Below are 23,610 nucleotides of genomic sequence, written 5' to 3'. Positions count from 1 at the left end.
CGCCGCCGAGCCAGCCCGGCGGCAACCCCCACTTTGACACATATAGCCGGAGCCCGTCCCGGTCTGGCCGGGGCGGGCATGGTCACGTCCCTTATGGCAAGACGTGCTGGGTCACACGCCAGTCGGGCAGGCCGTAGCCGCCCAGCCACGGCCAGACTTCCTTCTGGTTGAAGTAGACGACCGAGGTGAGGGCCGGAAACTCCGCATAGGACTTGCGGGAATCATCCGCCCATTTCGAGACATAGTCCTGCTTGCCGACATAGCCGAGCTCAGCCACGATGACCGGCTTGTTGAAGCCGGCCACGCGGTCGTAACCGGGCTTCAGCGACTCTTCGAACGTCCGGTCGCGGCCGACCTCGTCATTGTCCTTCTTCTGCAGGCCGAATACCGACAGGCCGATGACGTCGACATAGTCGTCGCCGGGATAATATTTCTCCAGGCCTTCGACACCCTTTGGCGACCACATGTATTTTGCCGCCGGCGCGGCCTTGCGGCAGACGTCCACCTCGCGCTTGTAGGCGGCGATCCAGTCTTTTGGCGCCCAGTTGGCCCAGGTGAAGCGGCCATTGGTGTCTTCCATTTCCTGCGCCCAGCGGATGGTGACCTGGCTCTTCATCTGTCCGACCAGATTGCAGATCGCCTGCATGTTGGCGTCGTATTTGCCGCTCAATATGCCATTCTTCAGCTCGGGCGGCGTGATGCGCCAGTCCTTCGACCATGTCCAAGGCTCGATGGTGATCAGCAGCGAGCGGCCGCGCTGCTGCGCATAGGCGTCCGCCAGCGGCAGTGTCGACAGGTCTACGTCTTCCCAAGGCAGGAACAGTTCCTCGATGCTGGCCGACTTGTCATTGCTGAAATCGCCATAAGGATCGTAGGAGCCGAAGGCCGACGCGGCCGAACTCGTCTTGATCGGATCCGTTCCCGTCTGCGATCCCGCCGAAGCCGGGAACGCAAGGCCGCCGCCGATAATCAGTGCCGACACGAATGCAGTTGCTGTGGAGTAATTCATACTTGCCTCCCATGGCTCCGACGTCCGACGGACATCGGAACTCGCCGCTGCGTGCCGGCATGGACCGGTGCGCAACCCTAGCGTCTGCCAACGTGAATCGTGGGTTTCCTGAGCGATGGGGACGGTCGTGTTTGCCGAGCGCCGTCCACCGAGGTTATCTCTCGAGATCCTCTACCTGAAACCCGGAGATAAGGTCGCCGCGATACTCACAAATTCGCGTCAACATTATGATATTAACCCTCTCTTATATAAGAGCCTATACTCGGCGAGAGTCAAGCGCAATTAACCGTTACTTAACCTTATAGCCACCGGTATGGTTAACGGAAGGAAGGCTCGCGCCGGCCCCGAGCGTTTCACACCAGCCAGCGTTGCGGCCGCGCCCGGACGGCTGGGGTGGCGATGGCCATGGTTGGTTAACCAGCTCCCAACAAGCTTGGTTAACGAAAGCCTAATTTTGTTGACTCTGCATTAGCTTAAGCCGATTCTATAGCGGGGATGAATGCGTTCGACCGGCTTAGCCGGGCGGGTAGGGCGTGGGTAGCATGGGCGTATCTGGGGATGCCGACATTGTCGGCGGCAAAACGACGCCAATGGGCAAGCCTGGCGGGGTTTCGACCGGCCACGGCCCCAAGGGCCCCTATCTCGTGCCGGTGCTCACGCCGCCCCAGCAATTGATCCTGCGGCTTGGCCTCGCTTTCTGGTTCCTCACGCTGGTCTTCTTCTGGTCCTGGTGGTTGCGGCCCGAGCATATCGATCACGTCGGGCCATTTGCCTTCGCCACAATCGTGCTGGCCTGGCTGACCTTGATGCCGATGTATTTCCTGCTCAACGTCCATGCCTCGAGGAAGTCGTCGAAGCTGCACGCGATCCCGAAGCGCTCGCGCGTCGCCATGGTGGTCACCAAGGCGCCGTCCGAACCCTTTGCCGTGGTCCAGCGCACATTGGAAGCGATGCTGGCGCAAGACTATCCGCATGACACCTGGCTTGCCGACGAGGATCCGACCGAGGCGACGGTTCACTGGTGCGACGCGCATGGCGTGCTGATTTCGACCAGGCGCGGCCGCAAGGACTATCACCGCAAGACCTGGCCGCGCCGGACCCGCTGCAAGGAAGGCAATCTAGCCTTCTTTTACGACCACTACGGTTACGAGCGCTACGACTTCGTCGCCCAGATGGACGCCGATCACGTGCCGACGCCGACCTATTTGAGGGAAATCCTCTATCCGTTTGCCGATCCCGGCGTCGGCTATGTCTCGGCGCCCAGCATCTGCGACAACAATGCCGACGAAAGCTGGGCGGCTCGTGGCCGGCTTTTCCCGGAAGGCATGTTCCACGGTCCCTTGCAGTCCGGCCACACAGGCGGCGGCGCGCCGCTCTGCATCGGTTCGCACTACGCCGTCAGGACGCGGGCGTTGCGCGAGGCAGGCGGCCTTGGTCCGGAACTGGCCGAGGATCATTCCACCTCGATGCTGATCAACGCCGCCGGCTGGCGCGGCGTGCATGCCATCGACGCCATCGCCAATGGCGATGGCCCCCAGACCTTCGCCGATCTCGTCACCCAGGAATTCCAGTGGTCGCGCAGCCTGGTGACGATCCTGCTCGAATACACGCCGAAATATTTCGGCAAGCTGACACCACGGCTGAAGTTCCAATTCCTGTTCTGCCAGCTCTGGTACCCGCTGTTCGCGGTCTTTGCGCTGATGATGTATGTGATGCCGATCTATGCGCTGGCCACCGGACGCAACTTCGCCGACGTCATGTTTGCCGAATTCGTCCTCTACTATGCGCCGAATTCGGTGGCGCTGGTCGGGCTGGTGATCATGCTCAAGGCCTTCGGCCTGTCGCGGCCGACGACGGCAAAGACGCTGAGTTGGGAAGGCACGCTGTTCCTGTTCTTCGCCCGCTGGCCCTGGGTGCTCTGGGGCACGTTGTCGGCCGTGCGCGACTGTGTGACGAAATCCTTCGTCGACTTCCGCGTCACGCCGAAGGGCAGCGGCCCGAAGCAACTTCTGCCTGCGCGCGCCTTCGCGCCCTATGTCGTGCTGGCGATTGGCGCGGCCCTGCCGGTGCTGCTGGTCAAACATCCTTTCGACGCCACCGGCTTCTACTGGTTCGCCGCTTTCAACGCCTTCCTCTATGGCCTGCTGGTCACTGTGATCATCGCCAGGCATGTTCGTGAGAACCGGATATCGCTGTGCGCCAACGCAGCGAAATTCGCCCTGCATGCTTCCCTCGCGCTGATCGCGCTCGGTGTCCCGCTTGCTGGTTTCTACGATCGCGGGCTCGAGGGTCTCTACGGGCTGCAGCAGGGGGCCGGCGGCTTTCGCGTGGTCCGGATCGCCTATGTGATTTCCGGCGCCGGCATGGGCGACATCGGCTCGCGCAGGTTTTATTTCGACCCCGGTTGGGAAGCGCCGCGCTAGATCAGGATGAGGTTCGTTGAATCGTCATCCTGATCTAACTCTTTGTTGGAGCATGATCTTTTCCGAAAACCGGTTCCCACTTTTCGGGATCATGCTCCATAGCAATTTTCGGGAAAGGTATGAGCGCTTGCGCTCGGCGTCTTCGCCCTGGCCGTTCGGTCCGGAATTGCGTCAAAGCAAACAGGCAGAGCGGTTCGCCGTTTCGGTGAAACGGTGAAACGCTCTGGCTTCCCGCGCCTGTCGTCCGGCATGTCCCTTTCGCTGGCGCGTCCAAAAGATCGAATTTAATAAACATCGACCGGATGTCGAAAGACCGCGCTCATAACGTCGTTTGCGCGAATTTTAATAAGTCTCCTCTAATATTCAGCCGCGATGCGAGTGGATGTGAGCCGCTTGCGCAGCATGAATGCGAGGCGGGGAGAAAATATCTCCGCGCTCCATCAAGAAATACTGCGGCAGAGGATGGCAATGATGAAGTTCGCGAAAGGCGCGGTAGCGGTTGGCGGAAGATATGCCGTCGCGCTTGCAGCTGTCGCACTGGTCTCGATGGTGTCGGGCTGCCAGAGCATGGATACGATGAAAACCGGCTCGCTCAGCGTCAAGCCGGTGACGGAGCAGCTCGGCAAGAAGACGCACCACGTCAGCAACAGGCGGCTGCATGTGGTCAATCGCAAGACGATGACGCGCATGACCAGCGTGACGCGCGTCAGGGAAGAAGCCTACGCGGCTTTCGTGCGCCCTCGGCGGCTGCGCGATGCGGCGCCGGTCAAGATATCCTATACGCTGGGCAGCGTCGGTCCGCTGCTTGGCCATTCGCCGTGGATCTGCGGCCCGAGCGGCTTCGGCCAGCGCTCGGCCTGTCGGGCGCGTTGACCCGCCCATTCCGTCGCCGGGGGGCATGGGCCGGAGGCGAGGGGAAGCGTGCGATGCACGCGCTGCCTCTTGCCTCCGGCCGCCAGTCGTCGCCAGTTCCACGAACCTCGTGGATCACCCCCCACGGAGCCGTAGCGGTCAGCTCTGCTCCTCCGGATCCGCGGCTCCTTCCAATCTTCGTCGCAGCACCGTGATCACGCCATGCATGGTGTTGATGTCCTCGACCGCGAGCCCTTCGGCGAGGTCGTTGATCCAGGGTGCCTGAAGGCGCATGGCCGCGTCGTAAGCCTGGCTGCCCTTGTCCGTCAGCATCACGAGCTGCGCCCGCCGATGGTGCGGGTTGGTCTTGAAGGCGATGAGTCCCTCGCCCTGCAGGTCGTTGACGATGCGCTGCACGTTCTGCCGGTTGGCGCCGAGGTCGCGCGCCAGCCATGCCACAGGCTGTGGCCGCTCGGCCGCTACGATAGCTCCAAGAACCTGCCAACGGGCACTGGTGAGGCCGAGATCGGCCACCAGCCTGTCGCCGGCTGCACTGATGCGGCTGTTCAACCTGAACAGATCGAGGATGAGATCGCTCAAGGCCTTGCCAGCCGCTGTCCGTTTCATATCGCGCGATTGTGTCATTCTATTTCCATATTGACATCATAGTGTCAAATTCAGTAAGTATGCATGGTAACAGATTGACACCATAGCACCAATATATGGGAGTTCCCGATGATCCATATGCGTCCTCTCGACCCTGCTTTCCCGATCGACCGTCAAGTCGCGCTCGACGCCAACGCCGTCGTGCTGGTCAATGTCTTCACACTCGACAAGGCCGACGAGCAGGCCTTCCTGGCGGTCTGGCAAGACGACGCAGTCTTCATGAAGCGGCAGCCGGGCTTCATCTCGACCCAGCTGCACCGTGCGCTCGGCGACAGCCCGACCTATCTGAACTACGCGATCTGGGATTCGACCGCCGCTTTCCGCGCGGCATTCATGCATCCGCAGTTCAGGGCGAAGGTTTCGGCCTACCCGTCCTCGTCGGTCGCTTCGCCGCACCTTTTCCAGAAAGTCGCCGTGCCAGGCATCTGTTTAGCCTGAGCGCTATTTCCGGCGCGGCTTCGCCCTCCCGGCGGCGGCCGCCTTGCTCGGCCAATGCCAGCCGTCGCCCTCACCATGCGCGGGCTGCGGCCGCGCCACATAGGCGAGCGCGCCGTTGGCCTCCAGATAGACGCGTGACAGCATCTCGGCCAGCACGCCCGACGTCACAGCTTGCAGCCCGGCGATAACCAGGAAGAAGCCGGTGATCAGCATCGGCCTGGTGCCGATGTCCTGCCCCCAGAAGACCTTGATCGCGAAGAGATAGGCCAGGATCAGCGAGCCGAGCACGCCGAGCACGATGCCGATGCCGCCGAAGAAATGGCCGGGCCGCGTGCGATAGCGCAGGAAGAAGAACATGAAGACGAGGTCCAGCACCACACGGAAGGTACGCGAGATGCCGTATTTCGACTGGCCGTGGATGCGGGCGTGATGCGTCACCACTTCCTCGGCTATGCGTCGCGGCGTCGTCACCGTCGCGAGCCACGCCGGGATGAAGCGGTGCATCTCGCCATAGAGCCGCACGCTGCGGATGACGCTGCCGCGGAACACTTTCAGGCTGCAGCCATAGTCCTTGAGCTTAACGCCGGTGACCCGCGCGATCAGCCTGTTGGCGATGCGGGACGGCAGGCGGCGCAACCAGAACCCTTCCTTGCGGTCCTTGCGCCAGCCGGCGACGAGGTCGAGATCCTCGGTCAGCAGGCGATAGACCATGCGCGGAATGTCGAAGGGGTCGTTCTGCAGGTCGCCGTCGAGCGTCGCGATGACGTCGCCGCGCGCGGCGTCGAGGCCGGCCTGCATGGCGGCGGTCTGCTTGTAGTTGCGCACCAGCTCCACGCCATGCACATGCGGCCCGTACTGCGCCGCCAGCCGGCGGATCTCGGCGGGCGTGGCATCGGTGCTGCCATCGTCGACCAGCACCACCTCCCACGGCTGGCTGTAATTCTCCATCGCCTGATGGATGCGCACAAGCAGCGGCTCGACATTGTCAGCCTCGTTATACATCGGGATGACGATGGAAAGCTTGTGCTCGGGCATGACGGCGCCCTCGGGCAATCCCGATGCGGGGATGGGAAGCACGTTCATGGCGGTCATTTCCTTGCCGGTCCCGCCGCCGGGTTTTCCGGCAGCGTCGATTTCGAGGGGAACAGCCAGGCGATCGCACCGGTTGCGACCGCCGAGCACAGGATGAAGAGGTGCAGCGCGAGCGCCGCTTGCAAGCCGTCCTTCATGGCGATGCCGGAATAGAGCAGCGCCGCGGCGGCGCCGGCCTCATAGGTGCCGAAGCCGGCGACGCCCTGCACCGGCAGGATGGCGGCTGCCTCCGCGCCGACGGCGCCGGGAAAGGCGGTCTGGAACGAGGTGTTGAGCAGCATGGCGAGCAGCCAGCCCTGCACGCCGAGCTTCAGCGCCCAGTTGGCGATCGTCCACCACCAGCCATAGCGCGAGCGCCCCGTCGCCTCGGTGAAGATGTCGCGCAATTTGCCGAGCTTGGAGACGATCCTGCCGCCGGCCGTCCAGTTGTGCGGCGCGCGGGCCCAGCGCGGCAGGTACCAGGCGGCGGCGATCAGCGCCGCAATGCCGGCGGCCCGCAGCGCCAGATGCAGGCCCGGCCATACGAGGCAGGCCAGCACGCCGACGACGAAAGCGTCCTGCAGCCTGAACCAGAGAAGAGAGGCGCTGGCGCGCACGATCGACACGCCGAACACCTGACGCAGCAGGATCGGAAAGGCCGTCTCGCCGCCGCGGAAGGGGACGACGTTGATCATGGCATTGTGGATCAGGATGATGCGCAGCGCGGCGCCGAAGCGGCCGTTCACATCGTCGCGGAACTCGTCGCAGACGCGCAGCGCCCTGAGCACATAGGTGACGAACAGCGCTGCCGCGACCGCCACGAAGGCGCCGGGCGTGATGGAGGCGAAGGCATCGCCAACCATCTTCCAGCGCTGGTCGCTGGCAAGCCATGCCAGCAGCGCCAGGGTGACGACTATCGATATCGCTCGCTTCAACCAGTTCTCCGATGGCGCCACCACCGCGTTGGAGCGGCCTATCCGGTGGTTCGACAATTCACGCCTTTATCCGTGGATCGCTTCGCCGGCGCGCCTCAAATGGCGCGCCGTCACGGGCGGGTGATCCTATAGACCAGCATCGTATCCGAATCCACAAGCTTGGTCGCGGTCTTGTCGAGGTGGTCGATCATCGCGTCATGATCCGGCTGTAGTGCACCGCAATCGCACTACAGCCATCGTGTCGAGAAGGGCTACATCGAGCGGCGCAAGATTCCCGACGGCACCTGGTATGATTGCAAGCACACCGAGGACGATCCCGCTGACGAGCACCAGAAGTTCGTGCCGGGCAACACCAAGGGTGCGCGGTTCGATGAGACCCGCAAGCTGATCGACAGCAAGAGCTGAAGCAATTCCAGGAAAGGTGTGAGCGGTTAGGCTTGGCGGCTGATTGCGCTCAGGCAACCGGCTGGAAAAATAGGAGGCTCGCTGAGCCGGCCTTAGCCGAACTCAGCGAGCCCACGCCCCCGACACATTACTCACGGGGCCGACCGCCGGCCTTGCGGGCCGGCGTTTCTTATTGACGTTCGCGCCGCGCGGGGCGCGCAATGCGCGCGGCATGGCGGCCGAAGCGCCGGAATCGCGCAAGGCCGGACCGAGCCCGAAAAAGGGTGCGGCCGTCCTGACGATGGTGTCGATGTCGGAAAGTTGCGCCACGAAGCCCAGCTGTTCGCGGGCAAGGCCGGGGTCGGCGAAAAGCCCGGCCGGATCGCCGGGGCGTCGCGCCTTGTACATGACTGGGACCGGCCGCGATGTGATCCGCTCGACCGCGTCCATGATCTGCCTGATCGAAACCCCGCGGCCGGTGCCAAGGTTGACAGCAAGGCTTTTGCCGCCGGCCTCCAGATGCATGAGGGCCTTGAGATGAGCCCGGGCGAGGTCGCCGACATGGATGTAGTCGCGCACGCAGGTGCCGTCCGCTGTCTCGTAGTCGGTGCCGAAGACCTCGATCGCCTCGATCATGCCGGACGCCGCCATCAACACCCTGGGAATGAGATGGGTTTCCGGCGTGTGCCATTCGCCAAGCTCGCCGTCGGGATCGGCGCCGCAGGCGTTGAAGTAACGCAGGATCGCGTATTTCGTGCCGTAGGCCGCGGCATGGTCCTTGATGATCTGCTCGCCCATCAGCTTGCTGCGTCCGTAAGGGCTGATCGGGTTCTGCGACGAGGTCTCGCGCACGGGCAGCGCCTCGGGCATGCCATAGGTCGCGCAGCTGGAGGAGAAGATGATGTTGCCGATGCCGTTCGCCCGCGCGGCCTCGAGCACGGCGATCGTGCCGGCGACATTGACCGAATAATAGTCCGCCGGGTCACTGACCGACTCGCCGACATAGGCGAGCGCGGCGAAGTGGATGACCGCCTGCGGCCTGTGGCCGGCGATGGCCCGCTCGAGCGCGCCGCGGTCGCGGATATCGCCGACCACCAGCGGACCCCAGGCCACCGCCTTCTCGTTGCCGCGGCTGAGATTGTCGTAGACCACCGGCAGGTAGCCGGCCGCTGCCAGCTGCTTGCAGGTGTGGCTGCCGATGAAGCCGGCGCCGCCCGTCACCAGGATGGAGCGGGCACTCATAGCGCCAAAGCCCCGCCGGAGGACAGATGGCCGCCGCGTGAGGTCCTGGGCTGCCGGCGGTCCAGCAGGGCTTCGAAATAGCCGGCGGTGCAAGCCAGCCCCTCGCTCAGCGCGACCTTCGGCTTCCAGCCGAGATGCTGCTCGGCAAAGCTGATATCGGGCCGGCGCTGCCGGGGATCGTCGACCGGCAGCGGCCTGTGCACGATCCGGGAACGGGAATTGGTGTAATCGAGGACGAGCTCGGCCAGTTCCATGACGGTGAACTCGCCGGGGTTTCCGAGGTTGACCGGATGGTTCGGCGCCGCGGACGACCGCATCAGCCGCATAAACCCTTCGATGAGATCGTCGACATAGCAGAAGGAGCGGGTCTGCGTGCCGTTGCCATAGACGGTGATATCGTCCCCGCGCAGTGCCTGGACGATGAAATTGGAAACCACGCGGCCGTCATCGGGCCGCATGCGTGGACCATAGGTGTTGAAAATGCGCGCCACCCGGATATCGAGGCCGTAGGTTCTCGCATAATCGAAGAACAGCGTTTCGGCCGAGCGCTTGCCTTCGTCGTAGCAGGCGCGCGGTCCATGCGTGTTGACGTTGCCGAAATAGCCTTCGGGCTGCGGATGCACCAGCGGGTCGCCATAGACCTCGGAGGTCGAGGCCTGGAATATCTTTGCGTTGTGGCGTCGGGCAAGTTCCAGAAGGTTGATTGCCCCGAGCACGCTGGTCTTGAATGTATGAATGGGATCGGCCTGGTAGTGAGGCGGGGACGCCGGGCAGGCAAGGTTGTAGATCTCGTCGACGGCGAGATCCGTCGGCAACGTATCGACGACGTCGTGACTGACACAAGTGAAGGCGGCGTCGCGCGCGATGCCGGCTAGATTGTACCTTTTGCCGGTGCGGAAATTGTCCAGGGCGATGACTTCATAGCCGTCCGCAAGCAGTCGCTCGCACAAATGAGAACCCAGGAATCCCGCTCCGCCGGTGACCAGGGCCCGGCCGCGATCGATGCTCTTTCGACCCGATCGAACCGGCTTCAGAACTTTGATGAGCCTATTCATGGCAACCTCGGACGCACACGCTACCATTCCCGGACGGGCATTGCCCGACCAGGTCACAACGGCGATTCCTCCGCAGAGGCAGAACCGCCTGCACTGATGTGCGTCGTAATTTTCTGAGTTCGCGGGGCTTGTCGCTCTACGGCTTGTCTTCGCCGCCTAAGCGTCCCTCATGCCCCTAGGTCGCGATCCACGAGTCGGTTGCCACCACCGCAGACTGCTCGCCCAAATTGCACACCCAACGCATACAAAGATATACCTGTGCCGGGGGTAGTCAACTAAATTAGCGTTTCGTTAACCTCACGTCTTTGCGAATGGTTAACAAAGGAGTGGGCGCACCGGGCTCATCAGCGGTGAGATGATGCCCAGGAAAGCTTGGAACCGGGCGCCGCGTTCATCGAATTGCGGTAGCAGGCCGGGAGACACTCTCCGCGTCATCCTTGAATCCTGGAAGCAACGTCAGCAAGACGCCGGGTCGAGATTGCCGCATCGCGCCTAGATGTTCTCGGCGACCGCCCCGGCACTTCTGGCAAAGCAATGCGATTGCTGTCCAAAGCCGCTCGGGCCGCAAATAAAACCAGCATTCCCAAGATAAGGATTGATCCTTACCACCGGCGCCGAGCGAGAGGAGCTCTCTGTATGGATGTGTCGGGTTGGTTTCAAGTCGATCAAGGCGGCGTTGCCGCTTTGCGACACGCTGAATGAGCTCGTCTGACCGAAGTTGAAGTATTGGCAACCGGAAGTTGCCAACAACGCACCCAGGACAAAAAAACGGAGCAGGGCCTTGATCGGAAAGCGGAAATTTTTGTTAAGGCAGGGCCGGCTTAAGCCTCGATAGGCTATCAGCATGAAGTAAAATCCCCTCAAGCGCGCGGCGCTTATGTTCGAATCATGATCAGCCGCCCACCCAAGCTTATTATGGCAACCAGGTTAATTTAGCGATAGCTGTTTGAACGCTTGCACGGGTTTTTCTGTTGCCGCAAGGGGGGCGAGACGGCTTACGGCCGGACATCCCGCCGGTGCCGGCAAAGCGTGGCAACAAAATGGCCCCCGTCGCCGCGGGCCATTATTTCACCTTCGGTACCTTGTGCCTGAGCCCTTATTCTCCGCCCATCTCTTTCTTGAACTGGTCGAAATCGACCTGCATGCCGTTGAAGATGGTGCTCCAGTGACGCGTCAGCGCCGCCATGGCGACGGCTTCCTGGATCTCCTGGTCGGTGGCGCCGGCGTGCCTGGCGTTTTCGGTGTCCGACCAGATGCAGTAGCTGCAGGGGATCTGCGCCGCGACCGCCAGCGAGATCAGCGACTTCTCCTTCGGCGTCAGCGCCGTCTTGTCGCTGAGCTCGATGGCCTTGACCTCGGCCCACGCGCCGGGCAGACCGGCTTTCGGGAACTGTTTGACGAAGCTCGGCACGCCGCCCATCGTCGACTGGATGTCCTTGAGGGTGGCGTCGTAATCATCGGCCCGGGCAGGCGCGGAAGCGAGCGCCACGGCAAACGCACCCGCGATGGCGATAAGCGAGGCGGAACGAAGGCAGGAATGCACGGCTGAGGCGATGCGAATGACTGACATGATGTTCTCCTCTGGTCTTTGTTAGCCTTACGATGTAAGGTATGCGAACGATGAACCTTACAGTGTAAGTTGTCAAGCGCCGCCATGGATGCATCGAGCAAAAACAAGCGCCCCCGCGGAAAGCTCTCCCGCGAGATGATCGAGGATGCTGCCTTCGAGGTGATCGAGCGGGAAGGGCTGTCCGGCTTTTCGATGCGCAAGCTCGCCGCCAGGCTCGGCTGCGAGGCGATGAGCATCTATCACCACTTTCCCTCGCAGGCGCATCTCTACGAAGCGCTGGTCGACCGCCAGATGAGCGGGCTCGTCATCCCTGGCGCTGATCTGCCCTGGCGCGAGCGGGCCCGCATCGGCATGCAGGAGTTCCGCCGTGTCGCCACCGAGCACCCGGCCTTCGCGCCCTTCATAGTCGTCTACCGCATGAACTCGCCGCCCTGCCTTGCCAAGCTCAACGCCATTATCGGCCTGTTCGAGGATGGCGGCTTCGGGCCAGAGCTCAGCGCCCGCCTGTTCCGCGCCGCCGGCTACTATCTGATGGGCGCTATCCTCGACGAGACGGCCGGCTACGCCAAGGGGCCTTCGGCCGTCACAACGGTCAGCAATGAGGAGTTGGCGCGCGACTATCCGAGCGTTGTGAAGGCCGGGGCCTATTTCGGCAGCGCCGGCTTCGACAAGACATTCGAGCTTGGCCTGGAAATGTTTCTGGACGAGATGGAGCGCGTCCGCGAAGCTGCCGGAGGGGAAGACCGCTAGAGCAATTCCAGGAAAAGTGTGGGCGGTTTTCCGTCCGGAATTGCGTCAAAAAAAGATAGAGCGGACAGCCGCCAGCCGAACAAAACAGCCAAGGGTCTGAATGCGCTTCCTCTTTGTCCTTCTCCTCATTGCCGGTGCCGCCATCGGCATCTTCTATCCCTGGGCGATGAGCAACTTTTCCGGCCATGCGATCGGCACCTACCGCGTCTATGAGGGCGGCCGCTTCCGGCCGGTCACCGTGCAACTCGCCACGAGCGACGCGCCGGTGCGGGTGCTGGTCGACTTGACCGCGCGAGCCGAGCGCGTCGCGGGCCAGCAGCGCACGGTGCTGACGCTAACGGCGGCGAGTGGCGGCCGCACGGCGCTGGCCTCGGCGCTCTCCTTCAACCATACCGACAATCCGCGCCAGACCAGCCCGCAACTGCCCGACAAGATCTTTCGGGACGAGGCCGGCGTCATCGACAGGGTCACGCCCGGCCCTTACGTCTTCACCGTCGGTCCCGGCGATGCCGACGGCATCGACATGCGCGCGGTCGATCTCGTCCTGCGCGCCGGCACCGGCTCGATCGACGAACGCGCTGAGCCGGCCGGCTACACGCTGATGGGCGTCGGCCTTGCCGGACTGGTGCTGTCGCTCGTCTTCGGCCGCCGCGGCGGAGGCCATCCGCAGAATCCCAATTCGCAGCCGCCACCGCCGCGCTGGGGCCGCAACGGTTCGCCACGAGCATGATGCCGAAAAGTGTGAAGCGGTTTTCGGACGACATCATGCTCTCTGAAGTGAGGCCGGTATGAATTATCGCCACGCCTACCACGCCGGCAATTTCGCCGATGTCGTCAAGCATGCCGTGCTCGCGCGCCTCGTCGAATATCTCAAGCAGAAGGACAAGGCTTTTCGCGTCATCGACACCCATGCCGGCATCGGCCGCTACGATCTTGCCTCGGTCGAAGCCGGCAAGACCGGCGAGTGGCAGGGCGGCATCGGCCGGCTCACCGAGGCGACGCTCGAGCCGCAGGCGGCGGCGCTGCTTCAGCCCTATCTGGAAGCGGTGCGGGCACAAAATCCCGATCGCGGCCTCAAGCATTATCCCGGCTCGCCGCTGATCGTTCGCCATCTTCTGCGCAGCCAGGACCGGCTGACGGCGGTCGAGCTGCATCCCCAGGATGCCGCGCGGCTCAAATTCGTTTTCGCGGGCGATTTCCAGGTTAGGGTGATCGAGCTCGACGGCTGGCTGGCGCTGGGCGCGCAACTGCCGCCGAAGGAAAAGCGCGGCTTGGTGCTCATCGATCCGCCCTTCGAGGAGGAAGGCGAGTTCTCCCGTCTGGTCGATGGCCTGCGCAAGGCGCACCGGCGCTGGCCGGGCGGCATCTACGCGCTCTGGTATCCGATCAAGGATCGCAGGGCGGTGACGGCCTTCCGCGCGGCGCTGAAGGAAACCGGCATTCCGAAGCTGCTCGACATCGCCTTCGAGATACGGCCCGCCTCGGATGAGCCCAGCCTCGACGGCAGCGGGCTGGTGGTGGTCAATCCGCCCTATACGCTGGAAGGCGAATTGAAGATCCTGTTGCCCGCCCTGCATAAGGCGCTAGCCGTCCGGCAGCCGTCGCGCTGGACCTCTGATTGGCTGGCGGGCGAGTAGGGCGCCTGCGTACGCTCAAGACAACGCCGAGGGCGTCACGCCGGTCAGCCGCCGGCTTTCGCGGATCAGATGCGCCTGGTCGGCATAGCCGGCCTCGATGGCGAGCAGCGCGGTCGAGGCTTCGCCCTGCTGCCGCAGCATGCGCCGGAACCGGTGGAAGCGCAGGATGCGGTCGAGCGTCTTCGGACCATAGCCGAAAGCATCCTCGAAACGCCGGCGCAGCGTCCGCTCGCTCATATGCAACTGGCGTTGCAGGAACGGAACTAGCGGCGTTCCCGGCGGCAAACCTTCGTCGATGACGTCAAAGACCCGGCCCATCTGCGGGTCGAGCGCAGCGCGTCCTTCCGTGTGCGCGCCGATCGTCTCCTCCAGGCGCCGAACCAGGTCGGCGAGGTTGGGCGTCGCTCTGATCCGGTCTGAAAGCTCGCGGCTGCGCGTGCTCCACAGTTCGCCGAGATCAAGCCGTCCGCCGACGATTTCGCCGGCCGGCACGCCGAGCCAGCCCGCCGCCGCGCCCGGCCGGAAGCGGAAGCCCACGATCACCGCCCCAGCGGCAGGCTGCTCGATCTGCGGCTCCTTGTCCGGGCCGGCGATACGGAAGCGGCCATCGATCCATTGCAGGTCGATCGTCGCGTCCGGCGTGATGACGATAGGGGGAACGGTCTGCTCGTCCATGCGATGGACCCAGACAGCGGAGAAGGCATCGGCCAGCCCGCCGGCGGCAGGCCGCTCCCGAAAGAAGCCGGTGGTCTGTGCCAGGACCGGTTCCATCTCCTCTCCGATCTGCTCCAGCGAGGTTGCCGGATCGGTGTGACGGTTATTTTGGCCGAAATATTCAATGCCGGCCGCGTCATCCATGGCAAAACGGACGGAACTTCACGGCGGTTCACGCGCTCGCATCGGACCGCATCCGTTTGCGACTGTGGTCACGAATATAGAAAGGAGTGAGAGAAATGAAAGCTCGCATCACCGTATTGACGCTCGGCGTCGATGATCTGGAAGCCTCCCTCAAATTCTATCGCGACGGCCTCGGCCTGCCGACCGAGGGCATCATCGGCCGCGAATTCGAGCATGGCGCCGTCGCCTTCTTCGATCTCGCCGGCGGCCTGAAATTCGCCATCTATGAGCGCGCCAGCATCGCCTGGGATGCCGCCGTGCCGCAAAGCGGCCGCAGCCCGACCGAATTGACCATCGGCCACAATGTCGGCAGCGAGGCCGAGGTCGACGCGGTGATGGCTGAGGCCGTCAAGGCCGGCGCGCGCGTGGTCAAGCCGGCGCAGAAAACCTTCTGGGGCGGCTATGCCGGCTATTTCCAGGATCCCGACGATCACCTGTGGGAGGTCGTCTACAACCCGGCCTTCATCCCCGAGGATTGAATGGAACGAACCACGTCGTCGAGAGGAGGCCGCCATGCCTGTTCCAATGATCCAAGCTGTCGGCGCTCTCCTCATCGGCGGCGTGTTCGTCTTCGCCGGCATCGAGCATTTCCTCAAATTCGGGGCGATGCGCGACTATCTGGCCGCGCAGAAATTTCCGGCCCCCACCTTGATGCTGGCCGCCGGTTCGGCGGTCGAGGTCATCGCGGGCTCGCTGCTCGCCGTTGGCGTGGCACGGCTGTTTGCCGCCGTCGCTCTGGTCATCTTCACGCTGGCGACGAACCTCAAGCTGCTGCGTTTCTGGGCGAGCGCGGAGCCGGAGCGCCAGGTGCTGCGCAACGCCTTCCTGATCAACATTGCCGTCATCGGCGGGCTGCTGCTTGCCGGCACTTACTGATCAACCGGCAAATCCGCAACGAAGCTTTGCGGAAACCCCAAAAGTCTCTTCCGAAAACCTTTATTTCGCGACCGCTTGACCGCCGCCAAGCGAATCCGCACAGTGCGTGCAACCGACCTCGAGAGGCTGTCATGACTCGCTTCGCCCATTCCGTCCTTGCCGCGCTGGTTGCGCTGTCCACTCCCTTCGCCGCCCCGCTGGGCTTTACCCAGGCGGCGCAGGCCGCCGACCTTTCCGTCTACAGCGGCGACGATGGCAGCGTCTGCGGCGAAAGCTGGGTGCTGAACAAGATCACCGACCGCTTCTCCTATCAGGTGCATCACGTGCCGCATCTGCCGGATGTCGCGATCACCGATTTCCGCGACATCCGCCAGCATCGCTACGAGCCGGCGAGCGAGGAATGGCCGATCGGCCGCCACTATTGCCGCGCTACGGTCAACCTTTCAGACGGTCGCGACCGCTCGATCTTCTACCTGATCGAGGAAGGCCAGGGCTTTGCCTCGATCGGCGACAATGTCGAATTCTGCGTCTTGGGCTTCGACCGCTGGCTGGTCTATAACGGCCGCTGCCGCGTGCTGCGCTGAGGCTTCGCTGACGGGCATGGATATCACGACGCTGCTTGCCTTCGCGGCGGCCTTCTTCGTATTCGCCGCCAGTCCGGGTCCCGACAACATGACGATCGTCGCCCGCACGATCTCCAGCGGTGCTGCGTCGGGCATCGCCTATGGGGCCGGGACGGTGGTCGGCATCCTGATCTTTCTGGTGCTCGCCACCTTCGGGCTGTCGATCGTCGCCGCCAAGATGGCGGTCGTCATGACTGTGCTTCGCTATGGCGGCGCGGCCTATCTGATCTGGATGGGCATCAGGCTGTGGGCCGCCATTCCCGTGGTCCCGGCATCGCAGCCGGTATCGAACCGGCGCGGCTTGCTGGCGACCTTCGCCGCCGGCATCGCGCTCAACCTCGGCAATCCGAAGATGCCGCTGTTCTATGTCGCGTTGCTGCCCAACGTGGTCGGCGCGTCGCTCAACACCGGCGATCTTGGCGTGTTGGCGACGGTGATCCTGATCGTCGAGGCCGTGGTCATCGGTGGACATGTCCTGCTCGCCGGCCGAGCCCGCGGCGTCTTGCGCACACCAGCGATCGTGCGCCGCGTCAATCGCGCCGCCGGTGGCGTGATGATCGGCGCCGGCGTGGCCGTGGTCGCCACGCGCTGAGAGACGCCGGTTCAATGGCAGGCGATAGACAGCTGAGATAGGCGCTGTCCCGCCGGCCTATCCCGAGTTGGCTTCTCCACCACCAGCCCGCGCAAGCAACAGCGCCCGTTCCCGCTCATTGCCGGCCAACCCGGCGGCGCGGCGGAATTCGGCGCGGGCTTCGTCCATCCGTCCGAGCTTCGCCAGAAGATCGCCACGCACCGTGGGCAACAAATGCGTATCCTTGAGCCGAGGTTCGTCCCGCAGCGCGTCGGCGATTGCCAGCCCTTGCGCCGGTCCGAACGCCATGCCGGCAGCGACCGCCCGGTTGACCTCGACGACGGGCGAGGGCGCTGCAAGCGCAAGTGCCTGGCAATATGCGGCGATGGCGATCCAGTCGGTATCGGCCGCGCTCACGGCGCTCGCATGGCAGGCGGCGATCATCGCTTGCAGCTGATACGGGCCAGGTGTCGGCGTCAGCGCCATCGCGCGGTTCAACCCGTCGAGGCCGCGCCGGATCAGCGACCAGTCCCAGCGGCTGCGGTCCTGGTCGAGCAGAAGGACCGGGTTGCCCGCTGCGTCGATGCGGGCGCCAAAGCGCGACGCGCTGAGCTCCATCAGGGCCATCAGGCCGAGCGTCTCGGGCTCCTGCGGCACCAGGGCCGCCAGCAGACGGCCGAGGCGCATTGCCTCGCCGCAGAGATCCGTGCGCAGCCAGTCCGGTCCGGCGGAAGCGACGTAGCCTTCGTTGAAGATCAGGTAGATCACCTCCAGCACGGCGCCGAGCCGCTCGCGCCGCTCCTGCCCGCGCGGCATCTCGAAGGCCACGCCGGCTTCGCGCAGCGTTCTTTTGCCGCGCACGATACGCTGGGCGACGGTCGCCTCCGGCGCCAGGAAGGCGCGTGCGATCTGAGGCGTCGACAGGCCGCCGAGCATCCTGAGCGCAAGCGCCGCGCGCTGTTCGGGCGCCAGCACTGGATGGCAGGCGGTGAAGATCAGCCGCAACAGATCGTCGTCTATGTCCTCGTCCAGCGCCGCCTCGATGTCGGGCATCTCGCGCTCCAACTCGGCGAGGTCGACGGCCAACTGACGATGCTTGCCGTCGATCAGCACGGTTCGGCGCAGCCGGTCGAGCGCCCGGTTGGTGGCGACCCGGGTCAGCCAGGCGGCCGGATTGTGGGGAATGCCTTCCCCGGGCCAGCGTTCCAGCGCCAGCACGAAAGCATCCTGCACCACCTCTTCGGCCAGCCCGACATCGCGCAAGTAGCGGGTGAGCCTGGCGGCGAGCTTTGGTTGCTCGATCCGCCAGACCGCTTCGATCGCCGCCGTGGCGGTCAACCCTTAAGCTCGTCGAACCCGTCGACGACCTTCTGGACGTCCTCGGGAAAATCGGTCATCTCGAAAACGCGCCGGACCTCGATGACGTCGTTTTCTCCGGCCGGACAGCGCCGCGCCCATTCGACGGCTTCCTCGGGGGAGCGCACGTCGATCACCCAGTAGCCGCCAAGCACTTCCTTGACCTCGGCGAACGGGCCGTCGGTGACGGTAGGCTTGCCTCCCTTGAAGGAGACCCGCGCGCCCGATGATGGCGGATGCAGCCCGTCGAGCGCGAGCAGCACGCCGGCCCGCTTCAGCTCTTCATTGTATTTCATCATCGTCGCCACGGCTTCCGCTTCGGGCCTGACGTCGGGAGCCGCGGTCGCGTAGCCGCCGGGGATCATCAGCATCATGAAACGCATCGGTGTGTCGTCCTTGGTTGTTTGGTTGCGATGATACGACGAACGGGGATCGGCGGAATCGACAGGCGATGCGAATTATTTTGCGATGCCGGCGGCCGGACGAGGCGGCGTGGCGGTACGCGAGCCACCGCAGGCCTCGTCCGCTGGCGCCGTCTGAGGCTGCCCTGGCGCCCGACAGGTCAGGTAGCCCGGCTGCCTGACAGATAGGCCGAAATCAGCTCGACGAGCTGCTTCTGCAGTTCCGGCGCGTCGAGCATGTTGCGCCGCGCCGCGTTGTGGATCACGCCTTCGACCGCCGAGGAGAGCACGCGCGCCATCGTCTCGGTGTCCTTGCGGCGCTTGCGGTATTGCGCGACGGCCGCGGCGTAATGTTCGAGGTAGCGCGCCTGGAACGAGGCATGCGCGGCGCGCGAGCCGCGGTCTCCGGGCGCCTCGTCGAGCAGCACCTGGTGCAGCGTCGGATGGATCGAGTGCGCGCCGATCATACCGCGCACCAGCTCGCGCGCGAATTGCCTGAGCGGCTTCTCCTCCGCCGACGCTTCGCGAATCACCGACAGCACATGATCGAAGTGACGGCGCCGGATCGCTTCGACCAGAGCGAGCTTGTCGGGAAAATACTGATAGAGCGAGCCGATGCTGACGCCCGCGGCTTCGGCCACCTTGTTGGTGGAGAAGCCGACCCAGCCGAGCTCGCTCAGAACGTGAGCACCGGCTTCGATGATCGCCTCGACGGTGGCGATCGAACGCGCCTGGCGCGGCTGCTTGCGCATGCGCGCGGCCGGCTTTGCAATGCGAGTAGACATGCTGGCCCGTCTCCCGAGAATATGAACAGGATACTCACATTCATTTCGCCAACGCAAATGGAGCCACGAAGATGAGCGCCAAGACCTTGCTGAAGGGCCTGCTTGCCTATCAGGCCTGGGCGGATGACGAGCTCTTGGAGACGCTTGCCGGATTGGATCCGTCCCGCGGCGCGGCAGAGCGACACGCCGCGATCCGCCTGATGAACCATATCCATGTCGTGTCGCGGATCTTTGCCGCGCATCTGGAGGGCGTGGCCCACGGCTATGCGGGCGACAATACGCCGGACACGCCCGAGCCACGCGCGCTGCGAGCCGCTCTGGCCGAGGTCGATCGCTGGTATCTCGACCATCTCGAAACCATTTCGGAGCAGGCACTTGCCGAGCCGATCGCCTTCACCTTCACCGATGGCGACAAGGGCTGCATGACGAGGCAGGAGATGCTGACCCATGTCGTCCTGCACGGCGGCTATCATCGCGGCGAGGTCGGCCGAATGTTGGCCGGGATCGCGGTCTCGCCGCCCTGGGACACCTACGCCGTGCACCTGCACCGGGTCGAACCGGCGCGCCGCCTGCAGGTCGAGATATGAGCTTGAAGCTCGCTTTCAAACGCGTAAGCTTTGACCGCCTCGCGTGGCCGGTTCATCTGTAGATGTTTTCGCTGGACAAGATGAAGCCGGTGTTCAGCGGCGGGTTCTCTATTGTGAGCACTCTGCTCACATTACGATATAAGCTTATGCCGCGAATGGATGGATCATCGGGTGATAGAAGCCACGCGAAAGTCTGTGCGCCGGCCCGTCACTTCGAAAGTGACAGATTCGCTCACAATTTTTCGATGAGATGCATCTTCGTGTAACCAAAATTCAATAACTGAAAATCATTGTGTTGCTTCGCTGGCTAGACAGTCGCGAGTCAGATATGCATGAGCATGCCGGGTCACTCACGACCTTAGGCAAAACGCAAGGGGCATCGCATGGCAAAGACCACAACCAAGGCGCCGGCGGCGAAAGCGCCGGCAAAGAAGCCGGCAGCTAAGGCTGCCGCGAAACCTGCAGCAGTGAAGAAGGCAGCGGCACCGAAGGCAGCCGCCAAGGCTCCGGCCAAGGCAGCAGCGAAGCCGGCCGCGAAGGCCGCGGCAAAGCCCGCCGCCAAGGCAGCAGCCAAGCCCGCCGCCAAGAAGCCGGCAGCGAAGGCCGCGGCAAAGCCCGCCGCAAAGGCAGCAGCCAAGCCCGCCGCCAAGAAGCCGGCAGCGAAGGCCGCGGCCAAGCCCGCCGCCAAGGCTCCGCTGAAGGCCGCCGCCGCCAAGGCTCCGGCAGCCGTCAAGAAGGCAGCTCCGGCGAAGAAGCCGGCCGCCAAGAAGTAATCGCGTAGCTTCGCGCGCGAACCTCAACGGCTGAGGGCGGGTGCTATTCAGGCACCCCTCTCGCCAATTCGGTGTCTGAGCGAGCGGAGTCGGAGCGGACGCTCCTCCTAAAGCTCTCGGAAATTTGCCGCCAGGCAAACCTTCCGGGAGCTTTTTTGTTCCCGCGTCCGCGCCGGCAGGACGTGGCTAATCCGGATCGGCTTTGCTGGGCCGTTGCCCTGGAGGTCCCATTCGGTCAACAGTGCGGCAGACAATTGGGAAATCGATCATGCCGAAACTGCTCTATGCCTCCACGTCCCCGTACAGCTCGAAGGTCCGCATGGCAGCCGTCTACGCCGGCATCGCCATCGACCTCGTGCCGGTCAAGACGGAAGACAAGCCCGCCGAACTGATCTCGGCCAACCCGCTCGGCAAGATCCCGGTGCTGGTGCTGGAGGATGGCCGCTCGATCTATGACAGCCGCACTATTACCCAGCATCTCAACCGGCTGTCGAAGAACGCGCTGTTCCCGCGCAACCCCGACAAGCGGCTCGAGGCGGAAGGTCTCGAGGCGCTGGCCGACGGCATTTGCGACTGCGCGCTGTCGATGGTCTATGAGCGGCGGACGCGGCCGGAAGAGATGGTCTACCAGCCCTGGCTCGACCGCCAGTGGGGCAAGATCACCACCGCGCTCGACCTCATCAACGCCAACCCGCCCAAGCTGCCGAAGAAGATCACCGCCGGCCACATGGCGCTGCGCGCCACCCTTGGCTATCTCGCGCTGCGGTTTTCCGGCCAATGGGAGAAGGGCCGCAGCCGCCTCGTGCGCTGGGCTGCTAGGTTTGACGAGAAGTTTCCGGAGCTGAAAGCAAGCGTGCCGGGGTGAGGCGCCTTTTCCTTCTCCCCTTGTGGGAGAAGGTGGATCGGCGCGATAGCGCCGAGACGGATGAGGGGTGTTGGACGGAGTGAGGCGCTGGTGAACCTGGCGCCATCCGAGACTGACCAAGGTGTGCGCCAAGCTGGAGCACCCCTCATCCGTCCGAGCTTCGCTCGGCCACCTTGCATAAGCGATGTTGTATGAAGTGGTCGTCCCGTAAGGGACGCCAACGGCCGGGTGGCCACCCGGCCGTTGGCGCCGATCGTCGGATCGCCAGCCACCCGAACCCGTGGGGTTAAGGAGAAGCAAGATCGCGATCGGCTCTTCATCGTGGCCCGGATGGTTGCTGGAACAACCTGGTTCGTATGCAAGGCAGGGAACGACGAAGATGAATGAGACTAGCACAAGAACCGCCGGAATCGACACCAGCAAGAAGTCGCTTGATGTCGCAACCTATCCGACGAGCGACAGGTTGCGCGTAGCCAATGCCAGAGACGGACATCAAGAGTTGGTTGCTTGGCTGAGCGCGCGTAAGATCAAACGCATCGGCATCGAAGCCTCCGGGGGTTACGAACGAGCCGTCGTGGAATATTTGCGCGAGCAGGGCTTCGAGGTCGCTCTCCTGCAGCCGCGTCAAGTGCATGCCTTTGCCATCTACAAGCTGCGTCGTGCCAAGAACGATCGTATCGACGCCGCCCTCATCGCCGAGTGCGCTGCCAATCTCGGCGACCTGCATGAACCGCCAGACACCAGGCTGGCCGCGTTCGCTGAGCATCTGCTCTTCATCGAGCAACTGGAGTACGATATCGCTCACCTCAAGACGCGGCGCGAGCACTTCACCACCAAGCGGATTCTCAACCAACTCAAGCGTGACGTTCAGCGTCTGCAGCGGCGCCGCGAGGCCGAACTGCTGCTCCTGCAGGTCGTCGTGTGCAAACACGATGATCTCGCTCGGCGGCTCGAGCTGATCGCCAGCGTTGATGGCATCGGCATACGCACCGCGCTCACCCTCGTCATCCTCTTGCCCGAACTCGGCAAGGTCAGTCGTGAGCAAATCTCTGCCTTGGTTGGCGTCGCTCCTTACGACGACGACTCGGGCGAACGTACCGGCGAGCGCCATATCGCCGGCGGTCGCAGTCGTGTCCGCCGAGCGCTCTTCAATGCTGCATTGCCCGCTTCCCAGCGCTGGAACACCGCCCTGGTCGCTCTCTACGGCCGCCTTACGAACAACGGCAAGGCCCACAGGAAAGCCATCATCGCCTGTGTCAGAAAGCTCCTCATCTTCGCCAACGCCGTCGTCGAACGCGGCACTCCGTGGAGCGAAGCTCCACCCGCAAACCACGCCGCCTAAGCTAATGGTTGCGCTTCTCCCGCAAGGGGAGAAGGAGAAGCGAGCTTGAACCGCCACCCGCTTCCATGCTTGCCTGACATCATCCAAGCCGGAGGTGGTGAGCATGACAAAGCCCTCAACCAGCGTCGCGCCCGACCCGATGGTCGAGCGCTTGCGCGCCGGCCTCGGCGGACGCGCCTTCACCGAGCAGAAGATGTTCGGCGGCACCTGCTTCATGATCGATGGCAACCTACTGATCGGCACCTCGAAGCGCGGCCTCCTCGTGCGCGTCGGCAAGGACGCGCATGCGGCGGCGGCTGCTCGTCCCCATGCGCGTCCGATGGAAATGGGCGGGCGCTTGATGGAAGGCTACCTCCACGTCGGGCCGGAAGGCACGGCGAACGAGGCCGAGCTCGCCTTCTGGCTCGATCTTGCTCTGGCCTTTGTCCAGACACTGCCGCCGAAGGACAAATCCGCCAAGGTCGCAAAGAAGCGCGCGTAAGCCGCTGACTCGCCATTTCCA

27 protein-coding genes and 1 pseudogene are annotated in these 23,610 nt (G+C 63.8%); 16 read left to right on the top strand and 12 right to left on the bottom strand.

The window, feature by feature from the left end:
- Nucleotides 1–91: 91 nt before the first annotated feature.
- Nucleotides 92–1,009: a glycoside hydrolase family 26 protein gene (locus tag EJ069_RS14190; RefSeq protein WP_126061818.1), complete on the bottom strand. Its 918-nt coding sequence runs from the start codon at nt 1,007–1,009 to the stop codon at nt 92–94.
- A 590-nt stretch (nt 1,010–1,599) separates the two neighbouring features.
- On the opposite strand from EJ069_RS14190, the gene EJ069_RS14185 reads away from it, so the two are divergent.
- Together EJ069_RS14185 and EJ069_RS14180 are read left to right on the top strand one after the other, a co-directional pair.
- Nucleotides 1,600–3,432, top strand: a complete 1,833-nt coding sequence (locus EJ069_RS14185; protein ID WP_245456664.1) for a cellulose synthase catalytic subunit — start codon at nt 1,600–1,602, stop codon at nt 3,430–3,432.
- A gap of 471 nt (nt 3,433–3,903) precedes the next feature.
- Nucleotides 3,904–4,305, top strand: a complete 402-nt coding sequence (locus EJ069_RS14180) for a hypothetical protein (RefSeq protein ID WP_245456560.1) — start codon at nt 3,904–3,906, stop codon at nt 4,303–4,305.
- A gap of 138 nt (nt 4,306–4,443) precedes the next feature.
- On the opposite strand, the gene EJ069_RS14175 is transcribed toward EJ069_RS14180, so the two are convergent.
- Nucleotides 4,444–4,929: a MarR family winged helix-turn-helix transcriptional regulator gene (locus EJ069_RS14175; RefSeq protein WP_126061815.1), complete on the bottom strand. Its 486-nt coding sequence runs from the start codon at nt 4,927–4,929 to the stop codon at nt 4,444–4,446.
- Between the two features lie 90 nt (nt 4,930–5,019).
- Here EJ069_RS14175 and EJ069_RS14170 point away from each other — a divergent pair, with 90 nt between their 5' ends.
- The gene (locus EJ069_RS14170) at nt 5,020–5,388 is read left to right on the top strand and encodes an antibiotic biosynthesis monooxygenase family protein (RefSeq protein ID WP_126061814.1); all 369 of its coding nucleotides are present in this window, start codon (nt 5,020–5,022) and stop codon (nt 5,386–5,388) included.
- Nucleotides 5,389–5,391: 3 nt separating this feature from the next.
- Here the strand turns inward: EJ069_RS14170 and EJ069_RS14165 are convergent, their stop codons facing one another.
- Both EJ069_RS14165 and EJ069_RS14160 read right to left on the bottom strand, forming a co-directional pair.
- A complete protein-coding gene (locus tag EJ069_RS14165; protein WP_126061813.1) occupies nt 5,392–6,471 on the bottom strand; it encodes a glycosyltransferase family 2 protein in 1,080 nt (359 codons plus the stop codon).
- A 5-nt stretch (nt 6,472–6,476) separates the two neighbouring features.
- Nucleotides 6,477–7,394 (bottom strand): lysylphosphatidylglycerol synthase domain-containing protein, encoded by a 918-nt coding sequence (locus EJ069_RS14160; protein ID WP_126061812.1) that lies wholly within the window; start codon nt 7,392–7,394, stop codon nt 6,477–6,479.
- A gap of 225 nt (nt 7,395–7,619) precedes the next feature.
- Between EJ069_RS14160 and EJ069_RS14155 the strand changes: the two are divergent.
- Nucleotides 7,620–7,799, top strand: a pseudogene (locus tag EJ069_RS14155) (DUF995 domain-containing protein); the annotation flags it as partial.
- A 102-nt stretch (nt 7,800–7,901) separates the two neighbouring features.
- Here the strand turns inward: EJ069_RS14155 and galE are convergent.
- The 4 genes from galE to EJ069_RS14135 all read right to left on the bottom strand — a co-directional run bounded on the left by galE (nt 7,902) and on the right by EJ069_RS14135 (nt 11,645).
- On the bottom strand, nt 7,902–9,020 hold the full coding sequence (gene galE / locus EJ069_RS14150) for a UDP-glucose 4-epimerase GalE (RefSeq protein WP_126061811.1): 1,119 nt from the start codon (nt 9,018–9,020) through the stop codon (nt 7,902–7,904).
- Nucleotides 9,017–10,075 carry a UDP-glucuronic acid decarboxylase family protein gene (locus EJ069_RS14145; protein WP_126061810.1) on the bottom strand — a complete coding sequence of 353 codons (1,059 nt, stop codon included), beginning with the start codon at nt 10,073–10,075 and terminating at the stop codon, nt 9,017–9,019. Before EJ069_RS14145 ends, galE begins: the two co-directional genes overlap by 4 nt.
- Before the next feature lie 492 nt (nt 10,076–10,567).
- Nucleotides 10,568–10,921: a hypothetical protein gene (locus EJ069_RS14140; RefSeq protein WP_126061809.1), complete on the bottom strand. Its 354-nt coding sequence runs from the start codon at nt 10,919–10,921 to the stop codon at nt 10,568–10,570.
- 250 nt (nt 10,922–11,171) lie between these two features.
- Complete coding sequence (locus tag EJ069_RS14135) at nt 11,172–11,645, bottom strand: carboxymuconolactone decarboxylase family protein (RefSeq protein WP_126061808.1); 474 nt, start codon at nt 11,643–11,645, stop codon at nt 11,172–11,174.
- Between the two features lie 135 nt (nt 11,646–11,780).
- Between EJ069_RS14135 and EJ069_RS14130 the strand changes: the two genes are divergently transcribed.
- The 3 genes from EJ069_RS14130 (at nt 11,781) to EJ069_RS14120 (ending at nt 14,032) form a co-directional block, all read left to right on the top strand.
- Nucleotides 11,781–12,395 carry a TetR/AcrR family transcriptional regulator gene (locus tag EJ069_RS14130; RefSeq protein ID WP_245456558.1) on the top strand — a complete coding sequence of 205 codons (615 nt, stop codon included), beginning with the start codon at nt 11,781–11,783 and terminating at the stop codon, nt 12,393–12,395.
- A gap of 100 nt (nt 12,396–12,495) precedes the next feature.
- Entirely contained in the window at nt 12,496–13,125 is a 630-nt protein-coding gene (locus EJ069_RS14125) for a hypothetical protein (RefSeq protein ID WP_126061806.1), read from the top strand.
- Between the two features lie 58 nt (nt 13,126–13,183).
- A complete protein-coding gene (locus EJ069_RS14120; protein ID WP_126061805.1) occupies nt 13,184–14,032 on the top strand; it encodes a 23S rRNA (adenine(2030)-N(6))-methyltransferase RlmJ in 849 nt (282 codons plus the stop codon).
- 15 nt (nt 14,033–14,047) lie between these two features.
- Here EJ069_RS14120 and EJ069_RS14115 read toward each other — a convergent pair whose 3' ends face one another.
- A complete protein-coding gene (locus EJ069_RS14115; RefSeq protein WP_126061804.1) occupies nt 14,048–14,803 on the bottom strand; it encodes a helix-turn-helix domain-containing protein in 756 nt (251 codons plus the stop codon).
- 182 nt (nt 14,804–14,985) lie between these two features.
- Between EJ069_RS14115 and EJ069_RS14110 the strand changes: the two genes are divergently transcribed.
- The 4 genes from EJ069_RS14110 (at nt 14,986) to EJ069_RS14095 (ending at nt 17,020) form a co-directional block, all read left to right on the top strand.
- Nucleotides 14,986–15,408, top strand: a complete 423-nt coding sequence (locus EJ069_RS14110; protein ID WP_126061803.1) for a VOC family protein — start codon at nt 14,986–14,988, stop codon at nt 15,406–15,408.
- 34 nt (nt 15,409–15,442) lie between these two features.
- Complete coding sequence (locus EJ069_RS14105; protein WP_126061802.1) at nt 15,443–15,805, top strand: DoxX family protein; 363 nt, start codon at nt 15,443–15,445, stop codon at nt 15,803–15,805.
- A gap of 131 nt (nt 15,806–15,936) precedes the next feature.
- Complete coding sequence (locus EJ069_RS14100; protein ID WP_126061801.1) at nt 15,937–16,389, top strand: hypothetical protein; 453 nt, start codon at nt 15,937–15,939, stop codon at nt 16,387–16,389.
- Between the two features lie 16 nt (nt 16,390–16,405).
- A complete protein-coding gene (locus tag EJ069_RS14095; protein WP_126061800.1) occupies nt 16,406–17,020 on the top strand; it encodes a LysE family translocator in 615 nt (204 codons plus the stop codon).
- Nucleotides 17,021–17,077: 57 nt separating this feature from the next.
- Here EJ069_RS14095 and EJ069_RS14090 read toward each other — a convergent pair whose 3' ends face one another.
- The 3 genes from EJ069_RS14090 to EJ069_RS14080 all read right to left on the bottom strand — a co-directional run bounded on the left by EJ069_RS14090 (nt 17,078) and on the right by EJ069_RS14080 (nt 19,508).
- Entirely contained in the window at nt 17,078–18,337 is a 1,260-nt protein-coding gene (locus EJ069_RS14090; protein WP_126061799.1) for an RNA polymerase sigma factor, read from the bottom strand.
- A complete protein-coding gene (locus tag EJ069_RS14085; RefSeq protein ID WP_126061798.1) occupies nt 18,334–18,738 on the bottom strand; it encodes a YciI family protein in 405 nt (134 codons plus the stop codon). Before EJ069_RS14085 ends, EJ069_RS14090 begins: the two co-directional genes overlap by 4 nt.
- A 179-nt stretch (nt 18,739–18,917) precedes the next feature.
- Complete coding sequence (locus EJ069_RS14080) at nt 18,918–19,508, bottom strand: TetR/AcrR family transcriptional regulator (RefSeq protein WP_126064731.1); 591 nt, start codon at nt 19,506–19,508, stop codon at nt 18,918–18,920.
- A 104-nt stretch (nt 19,509–19,612) separates the two neighbouring features.
- On the opposite strand from EJ069_RS14080, the gene EJ069_RS14075 reads away from it, so the two are divergent.
- From EJ069_RS14075 to EJ069_RS14055, 5 genes are all read left to right on the top strand, one after another.
- Nucleotides 19,613–20,128 (top strand): DinB family protein, encoded by a 516-nt coding sequence (locus EJ069_RS14075; RefSeq protein WP_126061797.1) that lies wholly within the window; start codon nt 19,613–19,615, stop codon nt 20,126–20,128.
- Nucleotides 20,129–20,511: 383 nt separating this feature from the next.
- The gene (locus tag EJ069_RS14070) at nt 20,512–20,901 is read left to right on the top strand and encodes a histone (RefSeq protein WP_126061796.1); all 390 of its coding nucleotides are present in this window, start codon (nt 20,512–20,514) and stop codon (nt 20,899–20,901) included.
- Between the two features lie 268 nt (nt 20,902–21,169).
- Complete coding sequence (locus tag EJ069_RS14065) at nt 21,170–21,766, top strand: glutathione S-transferase family protein (RefSeq protein ID WP_126061795.1); 597 nt, start codon at nt 21,170–21,172, stop codon at nt 21,764–21,766.
- A 379-nt stretch (nt 21,767–22,145) separates the two neighbouring features.
- Complete coding sequence (locus EJ069_RS14060; protein ID WP_126061794.1) at nt 22,146–23,108, top strand: IS110 family transposase; 963 nt, start codon at nt 22,146–22,148, stop codon at nt 23,106–23,108.
- Between the two features lie 103 nt (nt 23,109–23,211).
- A complete protein-coding gene (locus tag EJ069_RS14055; RefSeq protein WP_126061793.1) occupies nt 23,212–23,589 on the top strand; it encodes a TfoX/Sxy family protein in 378 nt (125 codons plus the stop codon).
- Nucleotides 23,590–23,610 lie beyond the last annotated feature (21 nt).

The sequence above is a fragment of the Mesorhizobium sp. M2A.F.Ca.ET.043.05.1.1 genome (genome assembly GCF_003952445.1).
Lineage (GTDB): Bacteria > Pseudomonadota > Alphaproteobacteria > Rhizobiales > Rhizobiaceae > Mesorhizobium.
This window is presented reverse-complemented; position numbering and strand designations above follow the sequence as displayed.

Coding starts and splice junctions, on each gene's coding strand:
- EJ069_RS14190 (WP_126061818.1), bottom strand. CDS start 1,009: ATGAATTACTCCACAGCAACTGCATTCGTGTCGGCACTGATTATCGGC.
- EJ069_RS14185 (WP_245456664.1), top strand. CDS start 1,600: ATGGGCAAGCCTGGCGGGGTTTCGACCGGCCACGGCCCCAAGGGCCCC.
- EJ069_RS14180 (WP_245456560.1), top strand. CDS start 3,904: ATGAAGTTCGCGAAAGGCGCGGTAGCGGTTGGCGGAAGATATGCCGTC.
- EJ069_RS14175 (WP_126061815.1), bottom strand. CDS start 4,929: ATGACACAATCGCGCGATATGAAACGGACAGCGGCTGGCAAGGCCTTG.
- EJ069_RS14170 (WP_126061814.1), top strand. CDS start 5,020: ATGATCCATATGCGTCCTCTCGACCCTGCTTTCCCGATCGACCGTCAA.
- EJ069_RS14165 (WP_126061813.1), bottom strand. CDS start 6,471: ATGAACGTGCTTCCCATCCCCGCATCGGGATTGCCCGAGGGCGCCGTC.
- galE (WP_126061811.1), bottom strand. CDS start 9,020: ATGAGTGCCCGCTCCATCCTGGTGACGGGCGGCGCCGGCTTCATCGGC.
- EJ069_RS14145 (WP_126061810.1), bottom strand. CDS start 10,075: ATGAATAGGCTCATCAAAGTTCTGAAGCCGGTTCGATCGGGTCGAAAG.
- EJ069_RS14140 (WP_126061809.1), bottom strand. CDS start 10,921: ATGCTGATAGCCTATCGAGGCTTAAGCCGGCCCTGCCTTAACAAAAAT.
- EJ069_RS14135 (WP_126061808.1), bottom strand. CDS start 11,645: ATGTCAGTCATTCGCATCGCCTCAGCCGTGCATTCCTGCCTTCGTTCC.
- EJ069_RS14130 (WP_245456558.1), top strand. CDS start 11,781: ATGATCGAGGATGCTGCCTTCGAGGTGATCGAGCGGGAAGGGCTGTCC.
- EJ069_RS14125 (WP_126061806.1), top strand. CDS start 12,496: ATGCGCTTCCTCTTTGTCCTTCTCCTCATTGCCGGTGCCGCCATCGGC.
- EJ069_RS14120 (WP_126061805.1), top strand. CDS start 13,184: ATGAATTATCGCCACGCCTACCACGCCGGCAATTTCGCCGATGTCGTC.
- EJ069_RS14115 (WP_126061804.1), bottom strand. CDS start 14,803: ATGGAACCGGTCCTGGCACAGACCACCGGCTTCTTTCGGGAGCGGCCT.
- EJ069_RS14110 (WP_126061803.1), top strand. CDS start 14,986: ATGAAAGCTCGCATCACCGTATTGACGCTCGGCGTCGATGATCTGGAA.
- EJ069_RS14105 (WP_126061802.1), top strand. CDS start 15,443: ATGCCTGTTCCAATGATCCAAGCTGTCGGCGCTCTCCTCATCGGCGGC.
- EJ069_RS14100 (WP_126061801.1), top strand. CDS start 15,937: ATGACTCGCTTCGCCCATTCCGTCCTTGCCGCGCTGGTTGCGCTGTCC.
- EJ069_RS14095 (WP_126061800.1), top strand. CDS start 16,406: ATGGATATCACGACGCTGCTTGCCTTCGCGGCGGCCTTCTTCGTATTC.
- EJ069_RS14085 (WP_126061798.1), bottom strand. CDS start 18,738: ATGCGTTTCATGATGCTGATGATCCCCGGCGGCTACGCGACCGCGGCT.
- EJ069_RS14080 (WP_126064731.1), bottom strand. CDS start 19,508: ATGCGCAAGCAGCCGCGCCAGGCGCGTTCGATCGCCACCGTCGAGGCG.
- EJ069_RS14075 (WP_126061797.1), top strand. CDS start 19,613: ATGAGCGCCAAGACCTTGCTGAAGGGCCTGCTTGCCTATCAGGCCTGG.
- EJ069_RS14070 (WP_126061796.1), top strand. CDS start 20,512: ATGGCAAAGACCACAACCAAGGCGCCGGCGGCGAAAGCGCCGGCAAAG.
- EJ069_RS14065 (WP_126061795.1), top strand. CDS start 21,170: ATGCCGAAACTGCTCTATGCCTCCACGTCCCCGTACAGCTCGAAGGTC.
- EJ069_RS14060 (WP_126061794.1), top strand. CDS start 22,146: ATGAATGAGACTAGCACAAGAACCGCCGGAATCGACACCAGCAAGAAG.
- EJ069_RS14055 (WP_126061793.1), top strand. CDS start 23,212: ATGACAAAGCCCTCAACCAGCGTCGCGCCCGACCCGATGGTCGAGCGC.